The following is a 15857-nucleotide window of genomic DNA, read 5'->3' as shown; positions in this document are numbered from 1 at the left end:
ATGGAACAACCGAATATGATCTCCCTGAGGGGTGTTGGCTATTCTTACTCCGACACGGGGAGGCCCGCGCTTGAGAACGTCAGTTTCGAAGTGCGGCAGGGCGAGTGGATCGCCCTGGTCGGCAGCAATGGCTCTGGGAAGTCCACGCTGGCCAAACACCTTAACGCCCTGCTCGTTCCGATGCAGGGCGCTTGTTTTATTCTGGGGCTGGATTCTCGTCGGGAAGAGAATTTATGGAAAATCCGCTCTTCCGTGTCGATGGTTTTTCAGAATCCCGAAAATCAGATCGTTTCGACGGTCGTGGAGGACGACGTGGCGTTCGGTCCGGAGAATCTCGGCCTGCCGGCGGCGGAGATCCGCCGCCGCGTGGACGAAGCCCTCAAAGTCTGCGGCCTTGCGGAAAAAGCCGACAAAGCGGTTTATACTCTGTCCGGCGGGCAGAAGCAGCGTTTGGCCATCGCCGGCGCGTTGGCCATGGGCACGCGGTGTCTGGTGCTCGACGAGCCGACGGCCATGCTCGATCCCGAGGGGCGCCAGGAAGTGGTGGCGCTGCTGCGCGAGCTGCACGGGCGCGGCATCACGATCGTTCAGGTGACGCACCGCCTTGAAGAGGTGATCGGCGCCGATCGCGTGATCGTTCTCGATCAGGGGCGTTTCGACTGGGAGGGCACACCGGCCCAGCTTTTCCGCCTGAAAGACATCGGCGCCCGCTGGGGGCTGGAAGCGCCGCCCATCGTGATTCTTCGGGAGCGGCTCGTCGCCGCCGGCCTCATAACCAAGGATACTCCGCCCTCGGCGGAGGGGATAGGAACGGCTTTATGTCTATCGTCATCGAAAATTTGAGCCATATTTACCATGAAAACACTGCCCTCCAGACGGCAGCTCTGGAGGGCGTTTCGCTGTCGATCGAACGCGGCCATTGGACGTCGTTCATCGGGCATACAGGCAGCGGCAAGTCGACGCTGGCTCAGCATCTGAACGCGATCCTGCGTCCCACGTCGGGGTCGGTGACGGTGGACGGCATGACGATCCTGCCGGAGAAAAAGCGGGAAAAAACGGACTTTCGCGAGATCCGCCGCAAGGTGGGGCTGATCTTTCAGTATCCCGAGCAGCAGCTTTTCGAGGAAACGGTGCGCGAGGAACTGGCTTTCGCGCCGCGCAACTGGGGCATACCGGAATCCCGGATCGGCGAGCTGACGGCGAAGTCGATGCGCGCGGTGGAGCTTGACGATTCCTATCTCGACCGCAATCCTTTCGGCCTCTCCGGCGGCGAAAAGCGGCGCGTGGCGATCGCTTCGGTGCTGACCTGCGCGCCGGATTATCTGGTGCTCGACGAGCCGACGGCGGGGCTGGACGAGCGCGGCCGGGCGGCGCTGCTGAAGCTGCTGGACCGCATCCATCGCGAAGGCACGGGGATCGTTTTGATCACTCACGATCTGGAGATCGCCTTTTCGCGCAGCGACCGCATTCTCGTGCTCGAGCACGGGCGCTGCGCCGGGCTGGGCACGGCGGACGAGATCGCGATGCGGCTGTACCGGCGGCCGGTCGCGGGGCTGCTGCTGCCCGAGGTGATGCTGACGGCGCTGAAGTTGCGCGAGCGCGGCGTGCGCGCGCCGCTGACCTGCGACGCGGAAAGGCTCGCGCAGGCGCTGATCCGCGAGAGGAGGCGGAGCCGTTGAGATTTCTCGAAAACATGAGTTTCGGGCAATACGTTCCCGCCCGTTCGTGGGTGCATCGCCTCGACCCGCGCGCCAAGGTGGGGGCGCTGGCGCTGCTGCTGACCGGCGTGTTCATGGCGGCGCGTCCCTACGACTGGATCCTCTGGGCGGCGGTGCTGTGGCTCTGCGCGGCGCTGGCGCGGACGAGCGTGTCCTTTTTGCTGCGCTCGATCCGCACGGTGCTGTTCCTGATCGTTTTCACGGCGCTGCTGAATCTGTTTTTCGCGTCGGGGGAGCCGTTGTGGCAGTGGAGGATCTTCCGCGTCAGCCGGGAAGGCGTCGAACTGGCCTGGACGATGGCGCTGCGGCTGACGCTGCTGGTGCTGTTCGCCAATCTGCTGACGCTGACGACCAGTCCGATGGCGCTGTCCGACGGGCTGGAAAGCATTTTTTCGCCGTTCAAGCGCTTCGGTTTCCCGGCGCACGAGCTGGCGATGATGATGACGATCGCGCTGCGCTTCATCCCCACGCTGCTGAGCGAGACGGACCGCATCCTCAAGGCGCAGCTGGCCCGCGGCGCGGACCTCGACCGCGGTTCGATCGTCAGGCGCATGAAGGCGTTTATCCCCGTGCTGGTGCCCCTGTTCGTGATCGTCTTCCAGCGCGCCGACGATCTGGCGGTGGCGATGGAAGCGCGCTGTTATCGCGGCGGCGAGGGGCGGACGCGCATGAAACCGTTTCGCTGGCGCGCGGCCGACACGGCGGCGCTGGCTTTCTGCGCGCTGCTGATCGCCGCTCAGAAGCTGCTGAACTGGGTGGTCGGCTGATGCCGCGCTATTCCTGCGTGATCAGCTACGACGGCGGCAAATTCTGCGGCTGGCAGACGCAGCCCAACGGCGCCACCGTGCAGGAGTCGCTGGAACGGGTCCTGTCGCTGCTGAACGGCTCGCCGGTGAAGGTCACGGGCGCGGGGCGCACCGACGCGGGGGTGCATGCGCGCGGGCAGACGGCCTCGTTCCTGCTGGATCGGGAGTGGGAGCCGCGGCGGCTTTTGCTGGCGCTGAACGCGAATCTGCCCGAGGGCGCGGCGGTCGCGTCGGTGCGGGAACGACCAATCGGATTCGACGCGCGGCGCGACGCGCTGTGGCGCGAATACGCTTTTTTCGTGTGGCGCGGTCCGTTCTGCTACCCGATGATGAAGCCCTACGTGTGGTGGAAGAAAAAGGACGACTGGGACCACGACCTGATCCGTCGCGGCTGCGCGCTGCTGGAAGGACGGCACGATTTCAGCGCTTTCTGCCGCGCCGGCGATCTGCCGGAGAACGCGGTGCGGCGCATGCACTTTGTGCGCTATATTCGCCGCGGCCGGCTGTCGGCGTTCCGCATCCGCGGCGACGCTTTTTTGACCAACATGGTGCGGATCATGATCGGCAATCTGGACGCCGTCGCTTCGGGGCGCCGGACGCTCTCGTGGCTTGAAGGTCTGCTGGATGGCGCGAGCCGCGGCGACTCGGCCATGACGGCGCCGCCGAACGGATTGTTTTTCTGGAAGGTTGGCTACAAGGACTAAAATAGGGTACAATAAAACAGTTTCGGAGAATGCGCTTTGACCCCGCGAGATTCAAAAGCTGACCAACTTCAGAAGGGAGGCTCCTCCTCAAAATGTTTTCCCTGGGCAACGACATCGGCATCGACCTCGGCACGGCGACGGTGCTTATCTATATGAAGGGCAAGGGCATCGTGCTGCGCGAGCCGTCGTGCGTGGCGGTCGATCAGGATACGGGACGCATCCTGGCCGTCGGCTACGAGGCGAAGAACATGGTGGGACGCACGCCCGGCAACGTAGTGTCGGTGCGCCCGCTGCGCGACGGCGTGATCGCCGATTATTCGATGACGGAAGCGATGATGCGCTACTTCATGAAGAAGATCAACCGCGGCCTGCACCGCTATTTCCGCAGCCGCGTGATGATCTGCGTGCCGTCCGGCGCGACCGACGTGGAACGCCGCGCCGTGCTCGAAGCGGCGGTGGAAGTGGGCGCCCGCGACGCCTATCTGATCGAAGAGCCGATGGCCGCGGCTATCGGCGCCGACCTGCACGTGGAGGAATCGCGCGGCAAGATGGTGGTCGACATCGGCGGCGGCACCACGGACATCGCCGTGATCTCGCTGGGCGGCTGCGTCATCTCAAAATCGCTGCGCATCGGCGGCGACAAGCTCGACGAGTGCATCATGCGCTATCTGCGCAAGCAGTACAATCTGGCCATCGGCGAGCAGATGGCGGAGAACCTGAAGATCATGATCGGTTCCTGCCTGCCCGACGGCGAGGAGAACAACATGACGCTGAAAGGCCGCGACCTGGTTCAGGGGCTGCCCCGTCAGATCGAGATCAACAGCCGCAGCGTGTGCTCGGCCATCATCGAGCGCATCCAGGCCATCGTCGACGGCGTCAAGAACGTGCTGGAGATGACGCCGCCCGAACTTTCCGCCGACATCATCGACCAGGGCATCGTGCTCACCGGCGGCGGCGCGTTGCTGCGCGGCCTGCCCGAACTGATCAGCCGCAGCACCGGCATCAAGTGCGTCGTGGCCGATCGCCCGGCCGAGTGCGTGGCGATGGGCACCGGATTGGCGCTGGCCAACATCGGCAAGCTTTCGGAGAAGGGACAGGGCAGTTTTCTGTTCTCGGCCCGCCGTCAGAGAAAATGATTGACATGACCTCGCAGGATATTGAAGGGATCATTTCAGGCCCCCGCAGAACCGCTCAGGAACTTCCCTGGTGGGCCTGCGGGGGCCTTCGTTTCGGCTGTCTGGGCTGCGGCCGCTGCTGCCGCGGCGCTTCCGGCGGGATCTTCATGCGCCCCTGCGAGGAACGGTGCATTGCCGCGGCGTTGTGCCTGACGGCGGAGCAACTGCGGTCGCGCTTCGAGACGTCGCGCTGGCGCTTCCCAAGCCTGAAAGAGACGGGCTGCGGCCGCTGCGTCATGAACGGCGACGACGGACGCTGCCGCGTTTACGCTTGTCGTCCCGTCGAGTGCCGCACCTGGCCGTTCTGGCCGGAGCTGCTCGAATCGCCGCAGGCCTGGCAGGCGGCGGCGCGCCGCTGCCCCGGCATGGATTCCGGGCCGCTGTGGAGCCCGCGACGCATCGCCGTCGTGCTGGCGGCTCACGAAGATTACGTGAAGAAACTCTCCCGCGAATGGGGAAAGGAGGTCCGCTGATGGAAGAAAGCCTGTGGGAACTGCTCACTGAAGTCAACTGGAAGATGATCGCGCTGACGCTCCTGGCCGGCGGCGTCCTGTCGATCATCGGCGACCGCGTCGGCATGAGATTCGCCAAGCGCCGCGTGACGCTGTTCAATCTGCGTCCGAAATACACCTCGTCGATCCTGACCGCCTGCACGGGCATGCTGATTTCGCTGTGCGTCATCGCCATTCTGGCCGTCGTCTCCGAATCGGTGCGCACCAGCCTGTTTTCCATGCAGTTCATCCAACGCCAGATCGTGGACCTGACGCGGCAGCTGCAGGACAGCCGCAACGAGCAGCAAGTTTCTTCGCTGCTGATCGTCGAGGCGCAGCAGCAGCTCACCAGCAAGGAAAAAGAGCTGGACGACCTGCAGGCTCGGGCCGACGCGCTGCGCAAGACCACGGAAGAGATGCAGGCCGAACGCGACCGCCTCACCCAAGAGCGCGCCACGCTCGAAGAGGACGTGAACCGCATCCGCACGACACTGGGCAAACTTCAGGAGGGACGTATCGTCGCGTTCTCCGACGAGCGCCTCGGGCAAGAAGTGATTCCCGAAGGCGTCACGACCGAAGCGGAAGCCCGCAGGTACCTGGACCGCCTCAACGAGCGCGTGCGCTTCGAAGTGGCCCGCCGTTCCGACGCCGTGCCCGCCTCGATCTCACTCGAAGAGGATCCCGAGTCGTTGCGGAACGCCATGCAACGTATCCTCGCCTACGACAGCCGCAAAGTCGTGCGCGCCATGGTGCCGCAGAACATCGCCGCCGGCGAGACGGTGCGCCTCGTCTACCGCGTTTACGAGAGTTCGCTGGTTTTCCGCAAGGAAGAAACGCTGATCACCCGCGTGCTGCGCTTCAAACCGAGCGCCGAGCAGGCCGAGACCATGCTCAGCTACATGTTGCGCGAGCTGAACCGCATGGCCACCTCCAGCGGCATCCTCAACGATCCGCTCACCGGCATGGTCGGCGGCATCCCCGCCAACGACTTTTACGACGGCGTCGAGCGCCTCGCCGCCGCGAAGGCGCCGCTGCGCGCTACCCTGCTGGCCGCTCGTGACATCTACAGCGAAGGGCCCGTGAGCGTGAAAATCGTCGTGGAACAGAACGTGAGCGTTGACAATCTCGATCCACTGGACGAAGATCTGCCCGATCTTGCCGTCGCCGCGGAGCGGGGAAATCCTTCCGCGCTGGCGAAGACGACGGCCCGGAAATGAACTGGGCTCCTGTCGTCGAACTGCTGGGCCATCTGCTGATGCCGGAAAGCTGCCCCGTCTGCGGAAAGCTGGCCTCCCCGCTCTGCCCCGAATGCCTGGGGAAAATTTCCGCCCCCGAGCCGCCCCTGCCGCACTGCCTGCGCTGCGGCGGCGCTTCGCCCTGTGAACGCCACGGTCGCCGCTATGAAGCGCGCGCCCTGACGCTGCACAAAGGCGAAGCGCGCGAGCTGCTGCTGACAGTCAAGTACGGCGGCTCCGGCGTGGCGGCGCAAAAAATGGGGGCCGCGTTGGCCCGGCTGGTCGGCGAAAATGAGCGTCAGAGCGGATGGGCCATCGTCCCCATTCCGCCGCATCCGCGCGCATGTTTTTTCCCGCGCGGCGACAGCCACCTGCAGTGGATGGCCCGCGGCCTTGCCGGCGCCCTCGGCGCTCCCGTGCGGGAGTGCCTGCGCTGGAAGGAAAAACGCACGCCGCAGAAACAGCAGCCCGATTCGCAGTCGCGCCGCGCCATGCCCGAAGACAGCTTCGTCTGCGCCGGCGCGGCGCCGGAACAAGCGTTGCTGCTCGACGACGTCAGCACCACCGGCACCACGCTGCTGCGCGCCGCCCAATGCCTCTACGCCGCCGGCGCGAAAGAAGTGCTCAGCCTGTGCTGGAGCGTCGCGTCGAAAAGATGAATCCGCATCGTTCGGAAAGCGCAGCCTGAGGCTTCCATAGAGAGAATATGATCGCTGCGCAGTCTGCGTAACTTGCTGTGCGGATCTTCCTTGAGAATCTTTGAGTGAGAAGCAAAAAGCGAATTTTTCGCACTTTTTTTTCAAAAAATTCTTGTCTTGTACGATCGGTAAAAAAGTTTAGGATAAAATCTGTGTTTCCGCATCGCATCGTGGTCAGTATTTGTCATGACGCGTTAATTTTTGTCGGGGGGAGAAGTTCATGATGGAATTGTCAATGATAGCAGCAATTGCGGCGGGCGCTGGTGGAACCTCTGTTGAGGATGGGGACGGCAAATGTCCCCGCAGATGTTGTTGTAACTGATTATCGGAAACCGGAAGAAAGGGCCATACATTCATGTTTACAGTCACCGAGTTCCTGCATCAGGAAGTCAAACCGGCGCTGGGCTGTACCGAACCGGGGGCCGTGGCGCTGGCCGTGGCCAAGGCGTGCGAGCAGCTGAGCGCTCCGGCTGAGCGTTTGGACGTGATCGTCAGCGACAACATCTTCAAAAACGGCATCGCCGTCGGCGTCCCCGGCACTAACGGCGCTCGCGGCAACGAAATCGCCGCGGCGCTGGCTGTGTTCTGCGGCCATAGTGCCTACAATCTTGAAGTGCTCAAGGATGCAACCGACGAAGACCTGGATAACGCCAAAGAGTTTATTGCCGAAGGGCGGCTGAAATTGACGGCCAGCGGGCAAGGCGGCGTCTACGTGAAAGCCATGGCCTCCCACGGCGACGAAACCGGCGTCGCCGTGATCGAGCAAGCGCACGGCAACATCACGCTGGTAAAGAAGAATGGAAAGGTCGTCTTTCAGGCGGTACCTCACTGCGACGAAACCGTTTCTGCCGCTGCGGCTTCTTCGGTCTCGATCCCTGACCAGGTAAAGATGATGAATTTCGAGGAGCTCGTCGCGCTTGCCGGGCAGTTGTCGCCTGAAGACATCGATTATGTTTGGCAGGGTGTGAACATGAATTTGCGAATCGCCGATTACGGCTTTGAGAACGACGTCGGCCTTGGCTTGGGGCGGACTGTCAGAGCCGCAGCCGGGAACAATTACGAGAACGACCTGGCCGCCCAGGTAAAAGCCGTTTCCGCGGCGGCTTCCGACGCGCGCATGGACGGCGTGTCGCTGCCCGTCATGAGCAGCGCCGGCAGCGGCAACCACGGCATCACTGCGATCCTTCCCGTTTACGTCGTCGGCACGGCGAAGCACAAGTCCCGTGAGGAAATTGCCCGCGCGGTGGCATACAGCCATCTGGCGACGAGTTTCGTCAAGAGCCGCATGGGACGTCTGAGTCCCGTCTGCGGCTGCGCCGTGGCGGCCGGAGCCGGAGCGGCGGCCGGCATCGTCAACGTCATGGGCGGTACGGACGCTCAGGCCAAGAAAGCCATGGAACTCGTGCTCGGCAACATCACCGGCATGCTCTGCGACGGCGCCAAAGAATCGTGCGCGCTCAAAGTGGGCACCGGTGCGACCGAAGCGTTTTACGCCGCGCAGATCGCCTTGTCCGGCGGCGGCATGACCGTGTCGCAGGGCGTCGTCGACGTGAACAGCTTCACCCGCACCGCCGAGAACGCGGCGAGATTGAACCGCGAAGGCATGAAGGACGTCGATCACACCATCATCGACATCATCACGCACCGTTAGAAATGATGGTCATAAAAGCCGACCTTGAACCGTGCAAAAAACGGTGCAAGGTCGGCTTTTTTGTTGAGCCGCGTTTCATCGAGTTTGATGAAACGCGGCTCCTTCGTTGAAAAAGACGTCATGCCGTACCGTTATTATGCCACAACGGGCGGAGCGGAGCCACGGCGGCGCAAAAAGCGTTTCTTTGAAGAATTTTTTTCGTTTGTGAAACTTTGGTTTTTTCATTTTGGATTGGCCTTATAAAAATTTATCTTGACAGCGCTCAAAGGCAATGCTAATATCGCTTCAGTTTTTATTTACTGCTGAATAATAGTTTATTCATGCATCGTATTGAGGTGAAAAAATATGAATTTATGGGGAGGACGCTTTCAAGGCGCCGAAGACGAACTGATGAAGGCCTTCGACAATTCGCTGCCGCTGGGCAAGCGTTACTGGAAGGAGGACATCGAAGGCAGCCTCGCGCACGCGGCCATGCTCGGCGCCTGCGGGATCATCACGAAGGAAGACGCCGAGGCGATCCGGAAAGGGCTGAAAGAGATCTTGCGCGACATCGAAAGCGGCGCGCTCGCGATCGGCGACGAGGGCTACGAGGACATTCACAGCTTTGTGGAGCTGAACCTGACGGAGCGCATCGGCGAGGCGGGCAAAAAGCTCCACACGGCGCGCAGCCGCAACGACCAGGTGGCCGTGGATTCGAAGCTCTTCGCCAAGAACGCCGCCGCGCGGGTGGAGGAAAAACTGGACAAACTGTGCGGCGCGCTCAAAGCCACGGCCGACGCCAATCCATGGCTGATGCCCGGCTACACGCACCTGCAGCGCGCGCAGGCCGTCACCTTCAAACATACGCTGATGGCCTTCGAGCGCATGTTCCAGCGCGACCGCAAACGCCTGCGCAACGCCGTGGAGATCATGATGGAGGACTGCCCGCTGGGCTGCGGCGCGCTGGCGGGGACCACGCATCCCATCGACCGCGGCATGACCGCCGCGGCGCTGGGGTTCCAAAAGCCCTGCGACAATTTTCTCGACGGCGTCAGCGACCGCGACTATTTCTGCGAGCTGCTCGGCGTCTTTGCGATAATTCTCATGCATCTCAGCCGCCTGAGCGAATCGATCATCCTCTGGTGTTCGCAGGAATTCCATTTCGTCACGCTCAGCGACGCCTATTCCACGGGCAGCAGCATCATGCCCCAGAAGAAGAACCCCGACAGCGCCGAACTGATCCGCGGCAGCGCGGGGCTGGTCTACGGCTCGCTGATGGCGATGCTGACGGAGATGAAGGGGCTGCCGCTGGCCTACAACAAGGACATGCAGCTCGACAAGCGGGCCTTTCTGCCGGCGCTGGACGACACGCTGATGTGCCTCGAGATCATGAGCGGCCTCGTCGCCACGATGACAGTCCACCCCGAGGCGATGAAAAAAGCGCTTCACGACGGTTTTCTCAACGCCACCGAGCTGGCCGACTACCTTGTCAAACGCGGCGTGCCCTTCCGCGACGCGCATGCCATCGTCGGCGCGGCGGTGCTGCTGTGCGAGAAAAAAGGCTGCGCGATCGAGGACCTGCCGCTGGAGGAGCTGCAAAAACTCAGCCCCGCGATCGGCGCGGACGTGTACGGCCAGCTGGATTACGAAAACACGATCAAGCTGGGCGTCAAGAGCCTGATGCTATGAAGATCTGCGTCGTCAATCCCGACAGCGGCCTCGACGCGGCGGGGCTGAAGCTGAGGGTCGAGCGGCTGCGCCCCTTCGCCCGCCCCGATACGGAGATCGTCATGATCTGCCCGCGCAAGAACAACCTCTGCGTCGATTCGTGCCTCGACGCGGCGCTGGACGCGCCGGAGATCGCGGAGATGGCGCTGCGGGCGCAGGCGGACGGCGCCGACGCGGTGTGCCTGTACTGTTTCAGCGATCCCGGCTTCGACGCCTGCCGGGAACTTCTTCACGTCCCCGTCGTCGGCGGCGCGCAGGCCGCGGTGCTGCTGGCCAGCCAGCTGGCCCTCGGCTTTTCGGTGCTGACCACGTCGGCGCGGCGCATCCCGCAGAAAAAAAACTTTCTCCGCGCGCTGGGCGCCGATCCCGCCAGGATCGCGAGCGTGCGCGGCGTCGAACTGCCGCCGGGCGCCTCGCGGGAACGGAGCGAAATCATTGAAATTCTCGAAGCGTGCGGACGGCGGTGCGTCGAAGAGGACGGTGCCGACGCCGTGATCCTCGGCTGTCTCGGTTTCGCCGGCATGGGCGCGGAACTGACGGAACGGCTCGGCGTGCCGGTGATCGATCCCGCCGCCGCGCTGATCGCCACGGCCGAATCTTTGGTCGTTCAGGGGCTGAGCCACAGCAAGCGGAGCTGGCCCGATCCACCGGCGGCGCGGCGCTTCTGGGGCGCGGGAACCGTCGAAAATTGAACTATGTATCGAAGGAGGAACGAAAAACATGAAATTCAGCGTCAAAAAATTTGCCGCCGGCGTTGCGGCGGCCATGCTGTGCGCCGCGTCGGCCTTGGCGGCCAAGCCGCTCGAAGGGCAAAAGCTGAAGATGGCGGTCAGCCCCACGTTCCCGCCTTTCGAGTTCGAGCGGCTCGACGAGCAGGGCAACGCCCGCATCGTCGGCTACGACATCGACATGGTGGACGCGATCGCCGCGGAGCTCGGCTTTACCTACGAGCTGGTGCACACCAACTTCAAGGGGCTGATGGGCGAGCTGGCCAGTCATCGCGTCGACTTCGTCGTTTCCGGCATGTCGCCCACCGAAGAGCGCAGGAAGACGGTCGACTTTTCCGTGCCCTACTATTATTGCCAGACTTCGATCATCCAGCACAAGGGAGCCAACATCAAGACCGTGGCGGACCTAAAGGGCAAGCGGATCGCCGCTTCCTTCGGCACGCAGTACGCCGACTTCGCCGAAGCGGCCGGGGCCGTCGTCGCCGCGATGGACAGCAGCACGTACAGCATGCAGGAGCTCCTGGCCGGCCGCGCCGACGGCGTGGTGCAGGACGCCGCTTCCGCTTCCATCCGCGTCAAGCAGCATCCCGGGCTCGAATACTTCGTGCTGCCGCAGGACGAACTCGACAAGGTGCAGGGCGGCAACGTCTCCGACTGTTTTGCCGCCGTGTTCCCCAAGGGCTCGAAACTGGAACCGCTGTTCACCGGGCAGATCGAGAAGATGCAGGCCGACGGCACGATGAAGGCCATTTACGAGAAGTGGATAGGCCCATGGCCCTACGGCGACGCGGCGGCCAAGCCGCTTCAGGGCGAGCATTACAAGCTGGCGATCAACGCCACCTTCGCGCCGTTCGAGTTCGCTCAGGTGAACGACACAGGCGAGAGCGTCATCACCGGTTTCGACATCGACGTGCTCGACGCCATCGCCGCGGCGCTCGGCTTTACCTACGAGATCAAGGACATGAACTTCTCCGGCCTGATCGGCGAGCTGCACAGCGGCCGCGCCGACTTCGTCATCTCCGGCCTGTCGGACACGGAAGAGCGCCGCAAGAGCGTCGATTTCTCCGTTCCCTATTATTTCTGCAAGACCGCCATCGTCTCGCCGGCCGCCGCGCCGCTGAAAAACATGGCGGAGATGAAGGGCAAAAAGATCGCCACCGTGTTCGGCACCGAGTACGCCAAGGTGGTCGAGGCTTCCGGCTCAATTCCCACGCTGCTCGACAACAGCACCATGGTCACTCAGGAACTGCTGAACGGGCGCGTCGACGGCGCCGTCATGGACGCCTCGCAGGCCAAGACGAAGTGCGAGCAGAACGGGGGCTACGTGTATCACGTCATCCCCAACGAAGACCTCGAAAGCGCGCATTACGTTTCCGGAGCGTATTCCATCGCCTTCCGGAAAGGTTCCGGGCTGATCCCCCTGTTCAACGAACAGATCGGGAAGATGTTCGCCAGCGGGCGGATGAACGAGCTGATCGTCAAGTGGATGGGCGAGGAGTTCGTCAAGTAACTTTTTCCCAAAAAAGAGCGGCCGAAGGACTCGCCGCCGCGCGCGGAGATCCCTTCGGCCCTGTGTGGCGGGCGCGCCGCGCGTCGCCGCGGCGGCTTTGCGAAACGCCGCAGGAAGGAAGAAATATGAGAAAATCGCTTTTTGGCCGCAAAAGAGCGCCGCTGCTGGCCCTCGCGGCCGTGCTGGCTCTGGCGGGGCTGGCCTGGGCCGCGCCAGCCCCGGCGCGCCGGTTCGCGCTGCATTTCGAACGCATCTGGCCCTATTACAAAGTCTTTTACAACGGCATGATCAATTCGCTCGAGGTGACCTTCATGTCCGTGATCATGGGCTCGATCTGCGGCACTGTGCTGGCGCTGCTCAAAGTCTCGCGCCTTGGGCCGCTGTCGTGGTTCGCCACGGCCTACACCTCGGTGTTCCGCGGCACGCCGCTGATGGTGCAACTGTTCCTCGTCTATTTTGCCACGCCCCAGCTCTTCGATTATCAGATCCCGGCCTTCAACGCCGTGGTGCTGACCTTCGGGCTCAACTCCGCCGCCTACGTGTCCGAGATCCTGCGCGGCGGCATCCAGTCCATCGACGTCGGCCAGCGCGAGGCCGCCATGGCCCTGGGCGTGCCCTACCGCGCCATGATGTTCGACATCGTCATCCCTCAGGCGCTGCGCACCGTGCTGCCGTCGCTGGTCAACGAGCTCATCGCCCTGCTCAAGGACACCTCCATCGTCGCCACCATCGGCATGCTCGACATGATGCGCGCCGCCCAGACCGCCATGAACTCCACCTATCTGGCTTTCGAGCCGTTCATCGTCGTCGCCGGCATGTACTACGTGCTCGTGATGATCTTCACGGCCGTCGCCTCGCGCCTGGAGAGGAGGCTGCACAAAAGTGATCGAAATTAAGGATCTGAAAAAACAATTCGGCTCCCTCGAGGTGCTTCGGGGCGTCAACCTGAAGATCGACGACGGCGAAGTGGTGTCCGTCATCGGCCCCTCCGGCTCGGGCAAGTCGACGCTGCTGCGCTGCATCAACCTGCTCGAGACGCCCACGTCGGGGCAGGTCGTCATCGACGGGCTGGACATCACCCAAAGAGGCGTGGACATCCAGAAAGTGCGCGAGAACGTGGGCATGGTGTTCCAGCACTTCAACCTGTTCCGGAACAAGAACGTGCTCCAGAACATGATCTACGCGCCCATGAAAGTGCGCGGCCTTCCCGAGGCGCAGGCCGTCGAAAAGGCCATGCGGCTGCTCGATCGCGTCGGTCTGGCCGACAAGGCCCGCGCCTATCCTTCCATGCTTTCCGGCGGACAGCAGCAGCGCGTCGCCATCGCCCGCGCCCTGGCCATGGAGCCGCGCACGTTGCTTTTCGACGAACCGACCTCGGCGCTCGATCCCGAGATGGTCAAGGAAGTGCTCGACGTGATCCGCGGCCTGGTTTCCACCGGCATCACCATGGCGATCGTCACCCACGAGATGGGCTTCGCCCGCGAGGCTTCCGACCGCGTCTGCTTCGTCGACGGGGGCGTGATCGCCGAAGACGCCGCGCCGTCGGAGTTCTTCTCGTCGCCGAAGTCGGCGCGCGCCCGGCAGTTTTTGGAAAAAGTGCTTTAGACGCAGAGAAACGGAGACTGAAAAATGGAAGACCGGCTGCATTGGAAAAACGGCGCCCGCTGCGCCGTGATGCTGACGTTCGATCTCGACGGGGACACCACGTGGAAGAACGGCAACGCCCACTACGAAGGCGGCGACAAGTTCCTGAAAGCCCGCTCGGTAGGGCTTTACGGCCCCAACCGCGGCGCTCACGCCATCCTCGACCTGCTGAAAAAATACGGCGTCCCCGGCACCTTCTTCGTGCCCGGCAAGGTCGCCGAGGACAACCCCGGGCTGATCCGCCGCATCGACGCCGAAGGGCACGAGATCGGCCAGCACGGCTACACGCACGAAATGTTCTTCAACTACGGCCGCGAGCGGCAGATTGAGATCATAGAAAAATGCCAGAACATCTTCTGCGACCTGATCGGCAAGCCCGCCCGCGGCTTTCGCACCCCGTCCGGCGACTGGTCGCTGGACACGCCGCGCCTGCTGTACGAGCGCGGCGTCGACTACAGCAGCTCGATGCGCGGCAACGACCGCCCCTATCACACCGCGATCGACGGCGAAAAGACCGACTTCATCGAAATCCCCACGCGCTGGGAACTGGACGATTACGTCGCCACCGCTTACAATTACTTCCCCGCCGAGCCCGACGGCCAGGACCGCATCTCCGGCTACGACCTCGTTTACGACAATTTCTCGCGCGAGTTCGACGGCTATTACGAATACGGCCTGTGCTTCGTCAGCATGATCCATCCGCAGGTCACCGGCACTCCCGGCCGCCTGCGCATCCTCGAAAAGCTGATCGGACACATCAAAGAACGCGGCGACGTCTGGTTCGCGCGCGGCGGCGAGGTGGCGCAGTGGTACCGCGAGCATTACGACCGCGAGGAGGTCCTGAAAAATGTCTGAAATCGAGTGGAAGGACGGCGCCCGCTGCGCCGCTCTGATCACCGTCAACCTCGACGCCGAAAACTTCTGGCTGGCCGTCGATCCCGACGTCGGGGAGCGTCCCAAGACTCTGTCCATGGGGCAGTACGGCATGGACCGCGGCCTGCCGCGCCTGCTGGATCTGCTCGACGAGCTGGAGGTCAGGGCGACGTTTTTCGTGCCCGGCTCGACCGCCGCGGCCTACGCCGAAAAAGTGAAAGACGTCGCGTCCCGCGGACACGAGATCGCCCTGCGCGGCTGCGAACTGCTCAACTGGGGCCTGCTGCCCGCCGAACGGGCCGCGGCCGACATGGAAAAAGGCGCCGCCGTCCTCGAAAACGTCGTCGGCGCGCAGCCCAGAGGCTACCGCGCCCCCATCGCCGAGTTTACCCTCGACACCCTGCGCGCCGCCCGCGCCAACGGCGCCGTGTATTCCAGCAACCTCAGCAGCGACGACCGCCCCTTCTGGCTCGATCTGGAAAACGGCGAAAAACTACTGGAAATCCCCGTCCACTGGGCCCTTTACGACCTGCCGTACTTCGCCTTCAACTACCACCCGCCCATGCCGAAGGGGCAGGGGCGGATCGCCAACTCCGCTCAGGTCTTCAACAACTTCCGCGAAGAATTCCTCGGCTGCGCCGAGCGCGGCCTCTGTTACGTGCTCCAGCTCGACCCGCAGACCGCCTGCACGCCCGGGCGCATGCCGCTGCTGCGCGGGCTGCTGACGGAGATCAAGGAGAGCGGAGCGGCTTGGCTTGCCACCGGCGGCGAAATGTACGACTACTGGTCCGCCGTTTATCCCGCGAAGTAGCGCCTTCCTGCGAAACAGGAACGGATGTGCCTGCGGGACCGGAAGTTCGCATCCTCTTCCCCGCCGCCATTTTTGCGCGGCGCGTTTCCGTCGAGGCCGCGGCCGC

The 15857-nt window shown here is 63.3% G+C and carries 16 protein-coding genes; all 16 read left to right on the top strand.

Features of this window, described 5'->3' with window-relative positions; translation table 11 throughout:
• Window positions 1–15 precede the first annotated feature (15 nt).
• The 16 genes from HMPREF7215_RS08490 to HMPREF7215_RS08410 all read left to right on the top strand — a co-directional run bounded on the left by HMPREF7215_RS08490 (window position 16) and on the right by HMPREF7215_RS08410 (window position 15751).
• On the top strand, window positions 16–843 hold the full coding sequence (locus HMPREF7215_RS08490; RefSeq protein WP_009165396.1) for an energy-coupling factor transporter ATPase: 828 nt from the start codon (window positions 16–18) through the stop codon (window positions 841–843).
• On the top strand, window positions 819–1679 hold the full coding sequence (locus HMPREF7215_RS08485) for an ATP-binding cassette domain-containing protein (RefSeq protein WP_009165395.1): 861 nt from the start codon (window positions 819–821) through the stop codon (window positions 1677–1679). The genes HMPREF7215_RS08490 and HMPREF7215_RS08485 overlap by 25 nt, the downstream gene beginning before the upstream one ends.
• Complete coding sequence (locus tag HMPREF7215_RS08480; RefSeq protein WP_009165394.1) at window positions 1676–2485, top strand: energy-coupling factor transporter transmembrane component T family protein; 810 nt, start codon at window positions 1676–1678, stop codon at window positions 2483–2485. Before HMPREF7215_RS08485 ends, HMPREF7215_RS08480 begins: the two co-directional genes overlap by 4 nt.
• Window positions 2485–3228 (top strand): tRNA pseudouridine(38-40) synthase TruA, encoded by a 744-nt coding sequence (truA, locus tag HMPREF7215_RS08475; protein ID WP_009165393.1) that lies wholly within the window; start codon window positions 2485–2487, stop codon window positions 3226–3228. Before HMPREF7215_RS08480 ends, truA begins: the two co-directional genes overlap by 1 nt.
• 92 nt (window positions 3229–3320) lie before the next feature.
• Window positions 3321–4364 (top strand): rod shape-determining protein, encoded by a 1044-nt coding sequence (gene mreB, locus HMPREF7215_RS08470; RefSeq protein ID WP_009165392.1) that lies wholly within the window; start codon window positions 3321–3323, stop codon window positions 4362–4364.
• 5 nt (window positions 4365–4369) lie between these two features.
• Complete coding sequence (locus HMPREF7215_RS08465; RefSeq protein ID WP_050768900.1) at window positions 4370–4876, top strand: YkgJ family cysteine cluster protein; 507 nt, start codon at window positions 4370–4372, stop codon at window positions 4874–4876.
• Window positions 4876–6111: a DUF3084 domain-containing protein gene (locus HMPREF7215_RS08460; RefSeq protein WP_009165390.1), complete on the top strand. Its 1236-nt coding sequence runs from the start codon at window positions 4876–4878 to the stop codon at window positions 6109–6111. The genes HMPREF7215_RS08465 and HMPREF7215_RS08460 overlap by 1 nt, the downstream gene beginning before the upstream one ends.
• A complete protein-coding gene (locus tag HMPREF7215_RS08455; protein ID WP_009165389.1) occupies window positions 6108–6788 on the top strand; it encodes a ComF family protein in 681 nt (226 codons plus the stop codon). Before HMPREF7215_RS08460 ends, HMPREF7215_RS08455 begins: the two co-directional genes overlap by 4 nt.
• A gap of 394 nt (window positions 6789–7182) precedes the next feature.
• Window positions 7183–8478 carry an L-cysteine desulfidase family protein gene (locus HMPREF7215_RS08450; protein WP_009165388.1) on the top strand — a complete coding sequence of 432 codons (1296 nt, stop codon included), beginning with the start codon at window positions 7183–7185 and terminating at the stop codon, window positions 8476–8478.
• A 345-nt stretch (window positions 8479–8823) separates the two neighbouring features.
• Complete coding sequence (gene argH, locus HMPREF7215_RS08445; RefSeq protein ID WP_009165385.1) at window positions 8824–10146, top strand: argininosuccinate lyase; 1323 nt, start codon at window positions 8824–8826, stop codon at window positions 10144–10146.
• Window positions 10143–10877 carry an aspartate/glutamate racemase family protein gene (locus HMPREF7215_RS08440; RefSeq protein WP_009165384.1) on the top strand — a complete coding sequence of 245 codons (735 nt, stop codon included), beginning with the start codon at window positions 10143–10145 and terminating at the stop codon, window positions 10875–10877. The genes argH and HMPREF7215_RS08440 overlap by 4 nt, the downstream gene beginning before the upstream one ends.
• 28 nt (window positions 10878–10905) lie before the next feature.
• The gene (locus tag HMPREF7215_RS08435) at window positions 10906–12423 is read left to right on the top strand and encodes a transporter substrate-binding domain-containing protein (RefSeq protein WP_009165383.1); all 1518 of its coding nucleotides are present in this window, start codon (window positions 10906–10908) and stop codon (window positions 12421–12423) included.
• 125 nt (window positions 12424–12548) lie between these two features.
• Window positions 12549–13319, top strand: a complete 771-nt coding sequence (locus tag HMPREF7215_RS08425) for an amino acid ABC transporter permease (protein WP_083798304.1) — start codon at window positions 12549–12551, stop codon at window positions 13317–13319.
• Window positions 13306–14028: an amino acid ABC transporter ATP-binding protein gene (locus HMPREF7215_RS08420; protein WP_009165381.1), complete on the top strand. Its 723-nt coding sequence runs from the start codon at window positions 13306–13308 to the stop codon at window positions 14026–14028. Before HMPREF7215_RS08425 ends, HMPREF7215_RS08420 begins: the two co-directional genes overlap by 14 nt.
• A 24-nt stretch (window positions 14029–14052) precedes the next feature.
• Window positions 14053–14922, top strand: a complete 870-nt coding sequence (locus tag HMPREF7215_RS08415) for a polysaccharide deacetylase family protein (RefSeq protein WP_009165380.1) — start codon at window positions 14053–14055, stop codon at window positions 14920–14922.
• Entirely contained in the window at window positions 14915–15751 is an 837-nt protein-coding gene (locus HMPREF7215_RS08410) for a polysaccharide deacetylase family protein (RefSeq protein WP_009165379.1), read from the top strand. The genes HMPREF7215_RS08415 and HMPREF7215_RS08410 overlap by 8 nt, the downstream gene beginning before the upstream one ends.
• Window positions 15752–15857 lie beyond the last annotated feature (106 nt).

This window comes from Pyramidobacter piscolens W5455 (assembly GCF_000177335.1).
GTDB lineage: Bacteria > Synergistota > Synergistia > Synergistales > Dethiosulfovibrionaceae > Pyramidobacter > Pyramidobacter piscolens.
This window is presented reverse-complemented; position numbering and strand designations above follow the sequence as displayed.

Coding starts and splice junctions, on each gene's coding strand:
- argH (WP_009165385.1), top strand. CDS start 8,824: ATGAATTTATGGGGAGGACGCTTTCAAGGCGCCGAAGACGAACTGATG.
- HMPREF7215_RS08450 (WP_009165388.1), top strand. CDS start 7,183: ATGTTTACAGTCACCGAGTTCCTGCATCAGGAAGTCAAACCGGCGCTG.
- HMPREF7215_RS08410 (WP_009165379.1), top strand. CDS start 14,915: ATGTCTGAAATCGAGTGGAAGGACGGCGCCCGCTGCGCCGCTCTGATC.
- truA (WP_009165393.1), top strand. CDS start 2,485: ATGCCGCGCTATTCCTGCGTGATCAGCTACGACGGCGGCAAATTCTGC.
- HMPREF7215_RS08460 (WP_009165390.1), top strand. CDS start 4,876: ATGGAAGAAAGCCTGTGGGAACTGCTCACTGAAGTCAACTGGAAGATG.
- HMPREF7215_RS08465 (WP_050768900.1), top strand. CDS start 4,370: ATGACCTCGCAGGATATTGAAGGGATCATTTCAGGCCCCCGCAGAACC.
- HMPREF7215_RS08425 (WP_083798304.1), top strand. CDS start 12,549: ATGAGAAAATCGCTTTTTGGCCGCAAAAGAGCGCCGCTGCTGGCCCTC.
- HMPREF7215_RS08455 (WP_009165389.1), top strand. CDS start 6,108: ATGAACTGGGCTCCTGTCGTCGAACTGCTGGGCCATCTGCTGATGCCG.
- HMPREF7215_RS08490 (WP_009165396.1), top strand. CDS start 16: ATGATCTCCCTGAGGGGTGTTGGCTATTCTTACTCCGACACGGGGAGG.
- HMPREF7215_RS08415 (WP_009165380.1), top strand. CDS start 14,053: ATGGAAGACCGGCTGCATTGGAAAAACGGCGCCCGCTGCGCCGTGATG.
- HMPREF7215_RS08435 (WP_009165383.1), top strand. CDS start 10,906: ATGAAATTCAGCGTCAAAAAATTTGCCGCCGGCGTTGCGGCGGCCATG.
- HMPREF7215_RS08485 (WP_009165395.1), top strand. CDS start 819: ATGTCTATCGTCATCGAAAATTTGAGCCATATTTACCATGAAAACACT.
- mreB (WP_009165392.1), top strand. CDS start 3,321: ATGTTTTCCCTGGGCAACGACATCGGCATCGACCTCGGCACGGCGACG.
- HMPREF7215_RS08440 (WP_009165384.1), top strand. CDS start 10,143: ATGAAGATCTGCGTCGTCAATCCCGACAGCGGCCTCGACGCGGCGGGG.